9 protein-coding genes are annotated in these 15,214 nt (G+C 63.2%); 5 read left to right on the top strand and 4 right to left on the bottom strand.

Annotated features, from left to right (window positions below; genetic code table 11):
- The first annotated feature begins 1 nt into the window (after position 1).
- Positions 2–505, top strand: coding sequence for a hypothetical protein (locus tag AMC88_RS08465; protein WP_064825094.1), 504 nt, complete (start codon positions 2–4; stop codon positions 503–505).
- A gap of 303 nt (positions 506–808) precedes the next feature.
- Positions 809–1,828 (top strand): alpha/beta hydrolase family protein, encoded by a 1,020-nt coding sequence (locus AMC88_RS08460; RefSeq protein WP_064825093.1) that lies wholly within the window; start codon positions 809–811, stop codon positions 1,826–1,828.
- 55 nt (positions 1,829–1,883) lie between these two features.
- Here AMC88_RS08460 and prfB read toward each other — a convergent pair.
- The 3 genes from prfB to AMC88_RS08445 all read right to left on the bottom strand — a co-directional run bounded on the left by prfB (position 1,884) and on the right by AMC88_RS08445 (position 7,242).
- Positions 1,884–3,015, bottom strand: a protein-coding gene (gene prfB, locus AMC88_RS08455; RefSeq protein WP_167355278.1) for a peptide chain release factor 2 whose coding sequence is annotated in 2 segments (ribosomal slippage) — positions 1,884–2,945 and positions 2,947–3,015 — 1,131 coding nt in all. Because the reading frame shifts where the segments join, the coding sequence is not laid out codon by codon here.
- Between the two features lie 98 nt (positions 3,016–3,113).
- Positions 3,114–5,573 carry a penicillin-binding protein 1A gene (locus tag AMC88_RS08450; RefSeq protein ID WP_012483468.1) on the bottom strand — a complete coding sequence of 820 codons (2,460 nt, stop codon included), beginning with the start codon at positions 5,571–5,573 and terminating at the stop codon, positions 3,114–3,116.
- Positions 5,574–5,967: 394 nt separating this feature from the next.
- Positions 5,968–7,242, bottom strand: a complete 1,275-nt coding sequence (locus AMC88_RS08445; RefSeq protein ID WP_064821828.1) for an N-acetylmuramoyl-L-alanine amidase — start codon at positions 7,240–7,242, stop codon at positions 5,968–5,970.
- Positions 7,243–7,863: 621 nt separating this feature from the next.
- On the opposite strand from AMC88_RS08445, the gene AMC88_RS08440 reads away from it, so the two are divergent.
- Positions 7,864–10,746: an Rne/Rng family ribonuclease gene (locus tag AMC88_RS08440; RefSeq protein WP_012483465.1), complete on the top strand. Its 2,883-nt coding sequence runs from the start codon at positions 7,864–7,866 to the stop codon at positions 10,744–10,746.
- 343 nt (positions 10,747–11,089) lie between these two features.
- Here AMC88_RS08440 and AMC88_RS08435 read toward each other — a convergent pair whose 3' ends face one another.
- On the bottom strand, positions 11,090–12,748 hold the full coding sequence (locus AMC88_RS08435; protein ID WP_012483464.1) for an acyl-CoA dehydrogenase family protein: 1,659 nt from the start codon (positions 12,746–12,748) through the stop codon (positions 11,090–11,092).
- A 178-nt stretch (positions 12,749–12,926) separates the two neighbouring features.
- Between AMC88_RS08435 and AMC88_RS08430 the strand changes: the two genes are divergently transcribed.
- Together AMC88_RS08430 and AMC88_RS08425 are read left to right on the top strand one after the other, a co-directional pair.
- Complete coding sequence (locus AMC88_RS08430; protein WP_012483463.1) at positions 12,927–13,883, top strand: aspartate carbamoyltransferase catalytic subunit; 957 nt, start codon at positions 12,927–12,929, stop codon at positions 13,881–13,883.
- Positions 13,880–15,169, top strand: a complete 1,290-nt coding sequence (locus tag AMC88_RS08425) for a dihydroorotase (protein ID WP_012483462.1) — start codon at positions 13,880–13,882, stop codon at positions 15,167–15,169. The genes AMC88_RS08430 and AMC88_RS08425 overlap by 4 nt, the downstream gene beginning before the upstream one ends.
- Positions 15,170–15,214 lie beyond the last annotated feature (45 nt).

The raw sequence follows: 15,214 nt of genomic DNA, 5'->3' as shown, positions 1-15,214 counted from the left end.
GATGGCCATGCGCCTGACATTGACGACCATGATTTTCCTCGTCGGATGCTCGGCCGCCATCGCCGCGCCGGCGCAGGATGCCATCCTGCCGGCTTCGGTGATTTTCGCCACCAGCACCGGCTACTGGGAGAACGACGGCAACGCGCCTGATATCGAGCGGGCGCCCACCGCTGCCGAGAGCGTTTCCGCCCCTCAGGGAAAGCGCCATGGCTATTATAAGCTCTTTGCCGTGCGTCAGCCGGATCGGACCTCGAAGGTCTATCTTCAGCAGGTTGCCCAAACGGAGACCGGCCCGGCGATCGCCTCGACCGTCGAGCTGCAGGAGATCAGCGATCTGAAGCCCTACGTGACCGATATACGCCCGGAGAATTCAAGCGGCATCAGCAAGCAGCCCGGCCTCTTCGCCACCATCTATCTGAAGACCGACCCGGCAGCCGAGCCGGATGGCTGGACGGTGCTGATCGACGAATTCGGTGACATCACCATCGAGAAGGCGACCAATTGAACGGCGGCACGCTGTTTGCACAGGCTTAGAGCCTTTCCTGGTTAGATTGAAGCATTCTGCCGGAGCAGGTTTTCGTCAGGGCAGAGGCGATTGGCGACGGACATACCCCAAGGTATGTCCGAGCCGATCGCCTCTGATCCTGGCGGAAACATGCCCGGCCCTTCGGGTTGGCTGAAACGGGCCGTCTGATCGACCGGCCGGCTTGGCCGTAGAGCTTTGCTACGACGCGCGCCGGCCGGTCGACCATCCGACTCCGTTTGAGCCAACAGAATGTTTCAATCTAACCAGGAAAGGCTCTAAAAGATGAAACTCGGCTTTCGCGACGGCGTTCTTTACGACGACCAGAGACCGGACTGGGACGCATCCGGCCCCAGACCCGTCAGTTGGTCTCTATGGTATCCGGCTGCCGACGACGCGCGGGAAAGCGCCATTCAGGAACGAAGCTGGTTTCGCAAGGCGGCGGTCGCCCGCGACGCGCCGATTCGGCCGGCAAGCAGGCCTTATCCCCTCGTCTTGCTGTCGCACGGCACCGGCGGATCCGCGGCCGGGCTGGAATGGCTGGCGCGGCGCCTGGTCGAGCGCGGATTTGTTGCGCTCGGCGTCAACCATCACGGCAATACCGGCATCGAGCCCTATCGGGCCGAAGGCTTTGCCTGTCTCTGGGAACGGGCGCCGGACCTGAGCCTGATGCTCGACCGCAGTCGCGACTGGCTCGGCGATCTCGCCGGCCGGATCGATACAGCCCGTGCGTTTGCGGCCGGGTTCTCGGCCGGAGCCTATAGCGTCATGCTGCTTCTCGGCGCCGTCGCCCAGTTCTCGCAGTTCGAACCGTCGAGGCTGAGGCCGGGTGGGCCGCGCGGCCCAAAGGAATTTCCCGACCTTGCCGATCATATTCCCTCGTTGCTGCGTGGCAGCGATGTGTTTCGCCAGTCGTGGTCGCGCATGTCGCGATCCTATCGAGACGACAGGATCAAGGCCGCGCTCCTCTGCGCACCGGGTCGCTCCATTTTCGGTTTCAGCGAGGAAAGTCTGAGATCGGTCGCGGCGCCCGCTCTTATCCTGGTCGGCGATACCGACAGAGCGGCACCGGCCGAGGAATGTTCTGCATGGCTGCATGAGCGGCTGGCGCGCAGCGCGCTGAAGATCTTCGGCGGCGGCCTCGGGCATTATGTCTTCGTGCCGGAGGGCACGGGATTGGGCTTTGCCTTTGCGGCCGAGCTCTTCACCGATCCCCCTGACATCCAGCGAGCAGCCATTCATGACGAGACCGCCGATCTGTCGGCAGCGCTGTTTCAGGACGGCGACATCCGCGCCATCGCCTGAACGAAGAAAGCCCCGTCTCCGGGGCCCTCTCGTCATTCGATCTCGCTGCTGCCGGTCAGTCGACATCCTCGACGACCGCGTCGGCGGCGCCGCTGATGCGGTGGGCAAGGGCTGCTTCCATGAACTCGTTCAGATCGCCGTCGAGCACGTCATCAGGGGCGGTGCTGGCGACGCCGGTGCGCAGGTCCTTGACCAGCTGGTAGGGCTGCAGCACGTAGGAGCGGATCTGGTGACCCCAGCCGATATCCGTCTTCGACGCGGCTTCGGCGTTCGCAGCCTCTTCCCGCTTCTTCAACTCGGCTTCGTACATGCGGGCACGCAGCATTTCCCAGGCCTTGGCGCGGTTCTTGTGCTGCGAACGTTCCTGCTGGCAGGCAACGACGATGCCGGTCGGTATATGGGTGATGCGTACCGCCGAGTCGGTTGTGTTGACGTGCTGACCGCCGGCGCCCGACGAGCGATAGGTGTCGATGCGGCAATCGCTTTCATTGATCTCGATATTGATCGAGTCGTCGACAACGGGATAGACCCAGATCGACGAGAAGGACGTATGGCGCCGCGCATTGCTGTCGTAAGGCGAGATGCGCACCAGACGATGCACGCCCGATTCCGTCTTCAGCCAGCCATAGGCGTTGTGTCCCTTGACGAGCAGGGTTGCGGACTTGATGCCCGCCTCTTCGCCGTCGTGAACTTCGAGAAGCTCGACCTTGAAGCGCTGGCGTTCCGCCCAGCGGGTGTACATGCGCAACAGCATGTTCGCCCAGTCCTGGCTTTCGGTGCCGCCCGCGCCGGAATGAACTTCGAGATAGGTGTCGTTACCGTCGGCCTCGCCGGAGAGCATCGCTTCCACCTGGCGACGCGCGGCCTCGGCCTTCAAGGCCTTCAAGGCGTCCTCGGCCTCTTTGACGACGCCTCCATCGCCTTCTTCCTCGCCGAGTTCGATCAGCTCGACATTGTCTTTCAGCTGCTGTTCGAGCTGTCGGACACCGGTGATGCCGTCATCGAGCTGCTGGCGCTCGCGCATCAGCTTCTGCGCTTCGGAAGCGTCGGTCCAGAGGTTCGGATCCTCTGCCTTGTTGTTCAACCAGTCCAGTCGTCTTATCGCCTGGTCCCAGTCAAAGATGCCTCCTCAGCAGGGTGATAGCCTGCTTGGTTTCATCGACCACATTTTCGATTTCGGCTCGCATTTTCCCGCTTCTCTGTCTCGGTCTTTCAAGTGCTGGTGACATAGAGACGCCCGCCGCCGATGTAAAGGCCCGCGGCGGGCGTTCAAAATTCGCGATGGTCAGAACAGGCCGGGCGTGCCGGTCTGGACGGCCTGGTTGGCCTGCGGCGAGGTCTTCAGGATCTCTTCCGGCGCCATGGTGCTGTCCATGCCGATGACGGAGAAGCTGTCGGCCGGGCCGGTGCCGGGCTTGAAGGCCTCGATGATGGTGTTCGGATCGCCGTCGACGGCGGCCATGCCGGTCTTGCGGTCGATCGGGATCAGGTTCATGCCCTGTGGAATGACGAACTTCGATTCCGGCATGTCCTTGACGGCGGCCTGCATGAACTCATTGAAGATCGGAGCGGAAAGACCGCCACCCGTGCCGCCGCGGCCGAGCGGGGCCGGCGTATCGAAGCCCATGTAGAGGCCGGCGACCAGATCCGGCGTGAAACCGACGAACCAGGCATCCTTCTCGTCATTGGTCGTGCCGGTCTTGCCGGCGACGTCGCGACCACCGAGATCGATCTTGCCGGCGGCAGTGCCGCGCTGGATGACGCCCTGCATCATCGACGTGATCTGGTAGGCGGTCATCGGATCGAGAACGGTTTCGCGGTTATCGACGACATTCGGCTCTTCCTGGTTCTGCCAGTCGCCGGCATTGCAGCCCTCGCACAGGCGCTCCTCATGCTTGAAGATCGTCTTGCCGTAGCGGTCCTGGATACGGTCGATCAGGGTCGGCTTGATCTGCTTGCCGCCATTGGCGATGACCGAATAGGCCGAGACCATGCGCAGCACCGTCGTATCGCCGGCGCCGAGCGACATCGACAGCACCGGCAGCATGTGATCGTAGATGCCGAAGCGTTCGGCATATTCGGCAACGATGTTCATGCCGAGATCGTTGGCCAGGCGCACCGTCATCAGGTTGCGCGAATGCTCGATGCCCGAGCGCAGCGTAGACGGGCCGCCGACTTCGCCGCCATAATTCTCCGGCTTCCAGACCTGGCCGCCCGAGACGATCTCGATCGGCGCGTCCATGATGACGGAGGCAGGCGTATAGCCATTGTCCATCGCCGCTGCATAGACGAAGGGCTTGAAGGAGGAGCCCGGCTGGCGCATCGCCTGGGTGGCGCGGTTGAACTCGGACTGTGAATAGGAGAAGCCCCCGACCATGGCGAGCACACGGCCGGTCTTCGGATCCATGGCGACCAGTCCGCCCTGTACCTTCGGCGGCTGGCGCAGGCGATAGGAGGTCGACGACTCGTCGCCGAGTTTCTCGACATAGACGACGTCGCCCGGGCTCAAGACGCCGGCCGGCGATTTTGCGGTCTTGCGCGAGCCGTCCGCCGAGCGGTAGGCCCACTGCATGCTCTTGGCGTCTATCGTGCCGCGTTGGCGGTCGGTCGCGACCTTGCCGCTGCCGTCCTTGGCCGGCTGCAGGCCGATGTCGACATTGCTATCCGATGCGGCGAGCACGACGGCGAGGCGCCATTCCGGCACGTCGGACAGCGCGGGAATATCGGCAAGCGCCTTGCCCCAGTCGCCGCTTGCATCGATCTGCTTGAGGGGGCCATGGAAACCGCGGCGCTCGTCATAGGTGACGAGACCATCCTGCAGCGCCTTGCGGGCAGCAAGCTGCATCTGCGGATCGAGCGAGGTCCGCACCGAAAGGCCGCCCTCATAGAGCACCTTCTCGCCATATTGATCGATCAGCTGGCGGCGCACGGCTTCGGCGAAATAGTCGGAAGCGAAGAGCGAAGGACCCGTGCTGCGGGCGGTAACGCCGAGCGGCTGCTTCTTGGCTTCGGCGCCGTCGCTCTGGCTGACATAGCCGTTCTCGACCATGCGGTCGATCACCCAGTTGCGGCGCTCGAGCGCAGCCTCCGGATGGCGGAAAGGATGATAATTGGCCGGACCTTTCGGCAGCGATGCCAGATAGGCGGCTTCGGCAACGGTCAGTTCGGTAACGGATTTGTTGAAATAGGTGAGCGCGGCACCGGCGATGCCGTAGGAATTAAGGCCGAAAAAAATCTCGTTCAGGTAGAGTTCGAGAATCTTGTCCTTGCTGTAGGCCTGCTCGATGCGGAAGGAGAGAATTGCTTCCTTGATCTTGCGGTCGATCGTCTGATCCGAGCTCAAAAGGAAGTTCTTGGCCACCTGCTGGGTGATTGTGGAGGCGCCGACCGGGCGGCGGCCGGAACCGAAATTCTGCAGATTGACGAGGATTGCCCGGCCGAGACCGGTCAGGTCGACGCCCGGATGGTTGTAGAAATTCTTGTCTTCGGCCGACAGAAAAGCGGCCTTGACGCGGTCGGGAATGGCCTGGATCGGTAGGAAGAGGCGCTTTTCCTTGGCATATTCAGCCATCAGAGCGCCGTTGCCGGCATGCACGCGGGTCGTTACCGGCGGCGCGTAGCTGTTCAGAACGGCGTAGTCCGGAAGATCCTTCGCGACATTGGCGAGATAGATGGCAATACCCGCCGCCGCGACCAGAAAAAGGACGCAGGCCATTCCGAAGAAATATCCAAGAAGTCTAACCATATTTTCAGCTACCGGTCTCTTCGATCGTCAATCGGCGCAGACGCAACGATTGCACAGATCAAGGCAATTTGCACGTTGCGCGCGGCTTACTCCATGAGCGCTACCGCTACAAGCCGATTCCGCGCGTCAGGCGGTGAAACATAAGCCGGAGTAACGGCGTGAATGTGAGCAAAATAGGGCCCTTCCCGCCGCATTCACCGGTGCGGCCCCCGTTTCATCGGGACTGTCACATCCAAGCAACGCCCCTGCCCGCCGCCAATCCGCAGCGCGTCTGCGAAATTGATTCAAGCGGCATGCTCAACTCTTTGTTTTTATGGCTATCGACCTTCCCCCACCCTGACAGGGCCGCACGTCGCTCAGAGACGCATGGTAACACTTTGAACGGCTGCACGCATCAACCGCCATTTGCAACGACGCCGCTGCGATACCGCTTGACGGCGTCGGTCAGCAGATCGGCCATCTTGCCGCGCCAGCTCTCATCGAGCAGCAGTTTCTCATCCTCGGCATTCGAGAGAAATCCAAGCTCGAGCAGGATCGAAGGCACGTCGGGAGCCTGCAGCACGCGGAAGCCGGCATGGCGGTGCGGATTGTTGATGGTCCCGACCTGATCCTTGAAGGAATTCAGCACGCTCTCGGCCAGCGAGATCGAGAAGGCCTGCGTCTCGCGCCGCGTCAGGTCGAGCAGGATGTCGGCGACCTCGGGAGGTTCAGCAACCGTCTCCTTGCCGGCGATCTGGTCGGAGAGGTTCTCGCGTTCGGCAAGGTCGGCGGCGAGCTTGTCGGAGGCCTTGTCCGAGATCGTATAAACGGTCGCGCCGCGGATATCCTTCTGCTTCAGCGTGTCGGCGTGCAGCGAAATAAACAGACCGGCATGGTTCTGACGGGCAATCAGCACGCGCTGGGAGAGCGACAGGAACTCATCATCGTTGCGCGTCAGGAAGGCTTTGATGCCCGTCTCCTTGTTCAGCCGGTCGGCCAGAGCCTTGGCGAAGGCGAGCGTCACCTGCTTTTCCTCGGTCTTGGTATCGACGCCGATCGCGCCGGTATCAATGCCGCCATGGCCGGCGTCCACAGCGATGACGAAATCCCCGGGGGCGGTTTTCGCAGGTGCGGGAATGGCGCTCGTCGTCTGAGCCGCGGCGTCCCGATCGTTCCAGGTCCGGTCGCTCCATGATTGCGTCTTGACCAGTTCGGCAAAGGCCTGCTTGTCGATCATCTCGGCCTCAAGCACCAGCCGATGCCCCTTGCCGGACTCGTCGGCCTGCACCTTGGCGAGGGAAAGCTTCGCCGGCCTTGTCGCAGTCAACACGATGCGGGCGCTCTCCTCGTCCATCTTGCCGTAGCGGATATCCCTGAAGAGGCCGCGAGCGGCCAGATCCTTGCCCGGAAAGCCGAAGGCGGTAGCCGGCAGGTCGATGACGATGCGCTCAGGATTGGCGATATAGTGAACGGAGAACCGCGGTTCGCGGTCGAAATCGATGACAATGCGTGTTCTCGCGTCATCGCCAATGATGCGCGCGCCATAGGCAAGCAGCGGATCCTTCGTCTCGGCCGAAGCCGCGACCCCAAGCAGAAGACAGCTGGCGACAAGCACAGCCGTCATGACCCGCGCTACGAATGTCGATCGCCGCGTTGCGGACTGCGCCGCGATCCGAGCCCTCTTAAACAATAACCGCCACATCCTATCTATAGCGCGATGGACCCATATGGCCGGAGCGGACGCCCGAGGGCGAAACGCTTCTACCGCCTACCGAATCGCAATCGCTGTCCCCCGCTTCTATGCGTTCCGAAATCCATCAATATTATGGCACATTTGGCTTTTCCCTTGCTATTGTGACAGAGAAAACATACAACGCATTTTAGGGTAGAAGTGTTGACGGGATAGAGTCGCCGCAAAGGCAGCCAGCCAGATCTGGACCTGGCGCCACATCGGTCATCGTCCGCCGTCTCATGCGTTTCAACCCGAGAACTGGATCCTGATTTTCCGGCTTCTGGCCGGAACTTCATTGGTGGATCAGCCACCACGCTCTCAGGGAGCAACCTCATCGGACCCGAAAAGGGTCTTCGTATTTGTCGATCACGCTTGGTTGTTGATGGTTTCGCAGCAGGTTTTATCTGAAGTGTACAGGCCCCGGACCGAAACGGTTCCGGCTGCGGTCTGGCTGCTGCTCTCCTCTTCGCGCCAGGCGCGACTTTCATTATCCGGCGCGGCCACGGTGGACCGCATTCTTTCTGTTTCTACAGCAGTCGGGAATGCGCTCTCGCGGCCACGCCGAGGAGCACAGCTTACATGGCAGACAAAATGCTTATCGATGCGTCTCACGAGGAAGAGACGCGCGTCGTTGTCGTTCGCGGAAACCGCATAGAAGAATTTGACTTCGAGTCGCAGCACAAGAAGCAGATCCGCGGCAATATCTATCTCGCAAAGGTAACGAGGGTCGAGCCCTCGCTGCAGGCCGCCTTCGTCGATTACGGCGGCAACCGGCACGGCTTCCTGGCCTTCGCCGAAATTCACCCCGATTATTACCAGATACCGCTCGCCGACCGTCAGGCGCTGCTTCGAGCCGAAGCCGAAGAGCATCGCCGCGATGAAGACGTCGAGCATGTCGAAACCGCGCCGATGGTCGACCTTTCGACCCAGGACCAGCCGGATGTCGGCATCGTGCCTGCGGAAGCACCGGCACCGGTTGCCGTAGCCGACGAGCCTGCGCCCGCCGCGATTGCCGACGCCGTAGAGGCGGTGCCCGCGACCGCCGAAGAAGCGCCGGCCAAGAAGGCACGGCCACGCCGCAGCCGCAAGAAGGTCACCGAAGCGGCTGTTGAAACGACGACTACCGAGGACGCGGTTCCCACGGATGTCGAAGCCGAAGGCGCTTCGAGCGTCGACAACGAGGATGATGGCTCGACCGGCGGCGCGATGGCCGCGATGGTGGAAACCGACTCGATCTCCGAGGATATCGACACCAGCAAGCGTCGTCACGATGACGATGATGACGATGACGATCACGGCGAAGAGGAAGTCATCGAATCCGTCGGCGCCGAAGACGCGATGGAAGAAGTGCCGGACCGCGTGCAGCGCAAGCCGCGCAAGCAGTACCGCATCCAGGAAGTCATCAAGCGCCGGCAGATCCTGCTGGTGCAGGTCGCCAAGGAAGAACGCGGCAACAAGGGCGCGGCGCTGACCACCTATCTGTCGCTCGCCGGCCGCTATTCCGTGCTGATGCCGAATACGGCGCGCGGCGGCGGCATTTCCCGCAAGATCACCAACCCTGCCGACCGCAAGCGCCTGAAGGAAATCGCGCGCATGCTCGAAGTGCCGCAGGGCATGGGCGTCATCCTGCGCACCGCCGGCGCCAACCGCACCAAGGTCGAGGTCAAGCGCGACTTCGAATATCTGATGCGCCTGTGGGAGAACGTGCGCACGCTGACGCTCGCCTCAACCGCGCCCTGCCTCGTCTATGAGGAGGGTTCGCTGATCAAGCGTTCGATCCGCGACCTCTACAACAAGGATATCGGCGAGATCATCGTTGCCGGCGAAGACGGCTATCGTGAAGCCAAAGACTTCATGAAGATGCTGATGCCGAGCCATGCCAAGGTGGTCCAGCCCTATCGCGACATCCACCCGATCTTCTCGCGTTCGGGCATCGAAGCCCAGCTCGACCGCATGCTGCAGCCGCAGGTGACGCTGCGCTCCGGCGGCTATCTGATCATGAACCAGACGGAAGCGCTGGTTTCGATCGACGTCAACTCCGGCCGCTCGACGCGCGAACACTCTATCGAGGACACGGCGCTGCAGACGAACCTCGAAGCGGCGGAAGAAATCGCCCGTCAGCTTCGCCTGCGCGACCTCGCCGGCCTGATCGTCATCGACTTCATCGACATGGAAGAAAAGCGCAACAACCGCGCCGTCGAGAAGAAGCTGAAGGAATGCCTGAAGAACGACCGCGCCCGCATTCAGGTCGGCCGGATCTCGCATTTCGGCCTGCTTGAAATGTCGCGCCAGCGTATCCGCGCTTCGGTGCTCGAATCGACCACGCAGGTCTGCTCGCATTGCGCCGGCACCGGTCACGTTCGTTCGCAGTCCTCCGTCGCGCTGCATGTCCTGCGCGGCATCGAAGAGTATCTGCTCAAGAACACGACGCATAACATTACCGTGCGGACCACCCCCGACATCGCCCTCTACCTGCTTAACCACAAGCGCCAGACGATCGTCGATTACGAGAGCCGCTTCGGCGTAGCTATCGTCATCGATGCAGACGGCTCGGTCGGCGCGCAGCATTTCGCCATCGATCGCGGCGAGGCCGTGGAAAATCCGGTCAAGATCGAAACGCTCTTCAACTTCGCAGCCATTCCCGAGGATGAGGACGACGACATCATCATCGAGGCCGATGAGGACGAAGACGAGGAACTCGAGGAAAAGCCGGCTGCTGCCGAACGCGCCACCACGGCACGCTCGGAAGGCGAAGGTGACGGCAATCGCAAGCGCAAGCGCCGCAGGCGCCGCCGCGGCCGCAACGGCAATGCCGAACAGCCTGCATCGGCTGCGGGCGAAGCCGGCGATGAGGATGAGGACGGCGAGGACGAAGGCGCCGAAGGCGATGAAACCACCACCGCTGCGCCCGAGGCCCGTGCCGACGGCGACGACTCGCAGCGCCGCAAGCGCCGTCGTCGCGGCAAGCGCGGCGGTCGCCGCAACCGCGCCGAGGACGGCTCCGAACTGACGGCCGGCGAAGACAGCGGCAGCGATGAGGATGAAGGCGACGATGTCTCGAATGACGTCGCTCCTGCCGAAGCCGCAATCGTCGAGACGGTTGCCGAACAGGCCGGCGAAGACCAGGCCGCAGCGGCCGCCGTCGAAGGCGCTGCCGTCGTAACCGAGGACGTGAAGCCCGCCCGTGGTCGCGGCCGCCGCAAGGCCGCCGCATCGCCGGTCGAGGCGCCTGTGGCCGAAGCGGAAGCAGCACCCGCCGCCGAAATCGAGCCGGAGGTCGCCGAAGCCTCCGCCGACCTTCAAACACCCGCCCAGGAACAGACAAAGCCGGTTCGCGCCAACCGCGAATCCAACATCACCTCATCCGAGCCGACGGTGAAATCCACCCGCAGCGAAAATGGCGAAAGCGACGACGGCAAGCCGAAGAAGGCCGGCTGGTGGCAGCGCCGCGGCTTCTTCTGAACGCTGTTTTTCGGACGCAAATGACAGATCCGGCCGCGGCGACGCGGCCGGATTTTTGTTTGTGGCGGCAGACGGTGATCGTCCCAGGTGGTCGCCCTCCCCAATCGAGCCGAGAGACAGCGACGCATCGACGGCCGCCCCTCACCCTAACCCTTGCCGGGGTCGAGCCGTTGGTCTCGACCCGTCCTGCGGTCCCCCGTTCTGACGGGGAGAGGGGACGTGCCCCACGAGAGGTCGGAGGGACGGAGAGCTCGCGGCTTGTCCCCTTCGCCCCGTTTTACGGGGAGAAGGTGCCGGCAGGCGGATGAGGGGCGGTGCTCCAGATTGAGCAGTCCCTCGCCTGTCAGGCCGCCGGCGGATAGAGAAGATCGACGATGTAGCTGGCGTCGAAGCGGGAATCGAGCATGCCGTAGGTGGAGCGCCAGCCGCCGGCGAGCCGTGTCTCGATGAAGGCATCGGCAATGCGCCCTGCCCCAAGCCGGTAAAGTTCGGCAGCGCCGGCCGCAAGCGCCAACTGCTCGACGAGCAGGCGCGCCGCGCCCTCGTCCTGCTCGCAGAGCGCGATTGCCGCGCGCAGCACGTCGATCGTCTTCTTGCCGGCCGGACCGAGATCGCGTGCCAGGCCGGCAAAGACCGTCTCGAACAGGTCCTTGCCGCGGTTGAGCACACGCAGCACGTCGAGCGCCATGACGTTGCCGGAGCCTTCCCAGATCGCATTGACGGGAGCCTCGCGATAGTGGCGGGCGATCGGACGTTCCTCGATGTAGCCATTGCCGCCGATGCATTCCATCGCTTCATAGATCAAGGCGGGCGCGATCTTGCAGCACCAGTATTTGGCGACCGGCGTCATGACGCGGGCATAGGCCGCTTCCTCGGCATTGCCACGCGCCTTGTCGAAGGCATCGGCAAGACGGAAGGACAGCGCGGTGGCAGCGGCAACGTCGAGCGCCATGTCGGCAAGCACGCGCGTCATGATCGGCTGGTTGACGAGCATCCTGCCGAAAACGCTGCGGCCGCGCGTGTGGTGCACGGCCTCGGCGAGCGAGGCACGCATGATGCCCGACGAGGCCAGCGCGCAATCGAGACGGGTCAGCGTCACCATGTCGAGGATAGTGCGGATGCCGGCATCGGAACCGCCGAGCAGGAATCCGAACGTGTCGGTGAATTCGACCTCGCAAGAGGCATTGGAGCGATTGCCGACCTTGTCCTTCAGCCGTTGGAACTGCAGGCCGTTGGCCGAACCGTCCTCCAGAAGGCGCGGCACGAGGAAGCAGCCCATGCCTTCCTTGGTCTGCGCCAGCATGATGAAGGCATCGCTCATCGGCGCGGACATGAACCATTTGTGGCCGGAGAGCCGGTAGATGCCTTCGCTGACCTTTTCGGCAGCGCTTCGATTGGCCCTGACATCGGTGCCGCCCTGCTTTTCCGTCATGCCCATGCCGATGGTCACAGCGGATTTCTGCATGGCGGGGCGGTTGGACGAATCATATTTGCGCGAGAGGATCTTCGGCGCCCAGTCCTTCTGCACCGCGGGCGAAGCAGAGAGAGCCGCGACGGAGGCGCTCGTCATCGTCAGCGGGCAGAGATGGCCGGATTCCAGCTGCGCCGTCAGGTAAAACCGCGCTGCGCGGACCTTGTGGCCCGCATCCTTGGCCTCGGTATCGGCCTGTGGATCCCAGACCGACGAATGCAGGCCGACCGACATGGAGCGGCGCATCAGCGCGTGCCAGGCCGGATGGAATTCGACGACGTCGAGGCGCTCGCCGCGCGGGCCGTGGGTGCGCAGTTGCGGCGTACCCTGGTTGGCCATGCGCGCCAGTTCCTGCGCCTCCGGCGAGGTGACGTAGCGGCCCATATTTTCCAGATCCTCGCGGACGCCGCGCGGCAGGGCCGCCGTCAGATCGACGATCAGCGGGTCGGATCGATAGGCATTGATGCCGGACCACAGGCTCGGCTGGTTGAGTTCTGCGAGTTTGTCGTCAGTCCGGTTGGCGGAGGTCATTATTCGCTTCTAGTGCAAGAACCCGGCAAGGGAAACCGGAAGTTATGATTCGCGTCCCTCTGCTCTATCGGAATTTCGGCGAAAATGCATGGGGACATAAGCCTTTGCCCACAGCGCATGCTTGCCCCGACGGGCGGCACTCTTTATAGACCCGCCAGAGACAATAAGAGGCAGGGTCATGGTCTTTTTCCCCCACCGCCACCTCATCGGCATCAAGGGCCTCACCGAGCAGGATATCACCTATCTTCTCGACAAGGCCGACGAGGCCGTCAAGATCAGCCGCCAAAGAGAAAAGAAGACGTCGACGCTGCGTGGGCTGACGCAGATCAACCTCTTCTTCGAGGCATCGACTCGCACGCAGGCCTCCTTCGAGCTTGCCGGCAAGCGACTCGGCGCCGACGTCATGAACATGTCGGTCGGCAACTCCTCGGTGAAAAAAGGCGAAACGCTGATCGATACGGCGATGACGCTGAATGCGATGCGCCCGGATGTGCTGGTCATCCGCCATTCGAGCGCCGGAGCGGCCGCCCTGCTCGCCCAGAAGGTCTCCTGCTCGGTCGTCAATGCCGGCGACGGCCAGCACGAACATCCGACCCAGGCGCTGCTCGACGCGCTGACGATCCGCCGCGCCAAGGGCAAGCTCTCGCGCATCATCGTGGCGATCTGCGGCGACGTGCTGCATTCCCGGGTGGCGCGCTCGAATATCCTGCTGCTCAATGCGATGGGCGCGCGTGTGCGCGTCGTCGCGCCTGCCACCCTGCTGCCCTCCGGCATCGCCGAGATGGGCGTCGAGGTCTTCCATTCGATGCAGGAAGGCTTGAAGGACGCCGACGTGGTGATGATGCTGCGGCTGCAGCGCGAGCGCATGTCGGGCGCCTTCGTGCCCTCGGTGCGCGAATATTATCACTTCTACGGACTCGACGCCGAAACGCTGAAGGCGGCGAAGGAGGATACGCTGGTCATGCATCCCGGCCCGATGAACCGCGGCGTCGAGATCGCCTCCGAGGTCGCAGACGGCCCGCAGAGCGTGATTGCCGAACAGGTGGAAATGGGGGTCGCGGTGCGCATGGCCGTCATGGAGACGCTGCTCGTCTCGCAGAACCAGGGTCCCCGCACCGACGGAATGAAGGCATGAGCAACCCGATCGTCCTCAAGAACGTCCGCATTGTCGATCCCTCACGCAATCTCGACGAGGTCGGCACGATCATCGCCGAAAACGGCGTCATTCTTGCAGCCGGCAGCGCCGCGCAGAACCAGGGCGCGCCGGACGGCGCCGTCGTGCGCGACTGCGCCGGTCTCGTGGCCACACCCGGCCTCGTCGACGCGCGCGTCCATATCGGCGAACCCGGCGGCGAACACCGCGAGACGATCGCCTCGGCAAGCCGGGCAGCGGCGGCCGGCGGCGTCTCCTCGATCGTCGTTATGCCGGACACCGACCCCGTCATCGACGACATCGCCCTTGTCGAATTCGTCAAGAAGACGGCCCGCGATACGGCCTCCGTCAACGTCTATCCGGCCGCCGCCATCACCAAGGGTCTTGCCGGCGAGGAGATGACCGAAATCGGCCTTTTGATGCAGGCGGGCGCCGTCGCCTTCACCGATGCCCATTCCAGCGTCCACGACACGCAGGTGCTGCGCCGGATCATGACCTATGCACGTGAATTCGGCGCCGTCATCAGCTGCGAAACACGCGACAAATATCTCGGCGCCAACGGCGTCATGCATGAGGGGCTTTTCGCCAGCTGGCTCGGGCTCTCCGGCATTCCGAGAGAAGCCGAGCTCATCCCGCTCGAACGAGATCTCAGGATCGCAGCGCTGACGCGGGGACGCTATCACGCCGCGATGATTTCCGTGCCGCAATCGGTGGAGGCGATCGAGCTTGCCCGCAGCCGCGGCGCCAAGGTGACCTCGGGAATCTCGATCAACAATCTGGCGCTCAACGAGAACGACATCGGCGAATACCGCACTTTCTTCAAGCTCTATCCGCCGCTGCGCCCGGAGGACGACCGGGTGGCCATGGTCGAGGCGCTTGCGCGCGGCGCCATCGACATCATCGTCTCCGCGCATGACCCGCAGGACGTCGATACGAAGCGCCTGCCCTTCGGCGAGGCGGCGGATGGCGCGGTCGGCCTCGAAACCATGCTGGCGGCGGCCCTCAGGCTTCACCATGGCGGCCAGGTCAGCCTGATGCGTCTGATCGACGCCATGTCCACCCGCCCGGCTGAGATTTTCGGCCTGGCTGCCGGCACGCTGAAGCCGGGAGCCCCAGCCGATATCACGCTGATCGATCTCGATGAGCCTTGGCTTGTCGCCAAAGACATGCTTCTCTCCCGCTCGAAGAACACGCCGTTCGAGGATGCGCGCTTCAGCGGGCGGGCGGTCGCGACATACGTCTCGGGAAAGCTTGTCCACGCACTTTAGGACCGGCTGGACTGAGGACAGGCCATCGGAGGGCCGAGGGGGCAT

It is taken from the genome of Rhizobium phaseoli, from assembly GCF_001664385.1.
In the GTDB taxonomy this organism is placed as follows: Bacteria; Pseudomonadota; Alphaproteobacteria; order Rhizobiales; family Rhizobiaceae; genus Rhizobium; species Rhizobium phaseoli.
The sequence above is the reverse complement of the archived record's forward strand: the minus strand, read 5'-3'. Positions and strand labels throughout refer to the sequence as shown.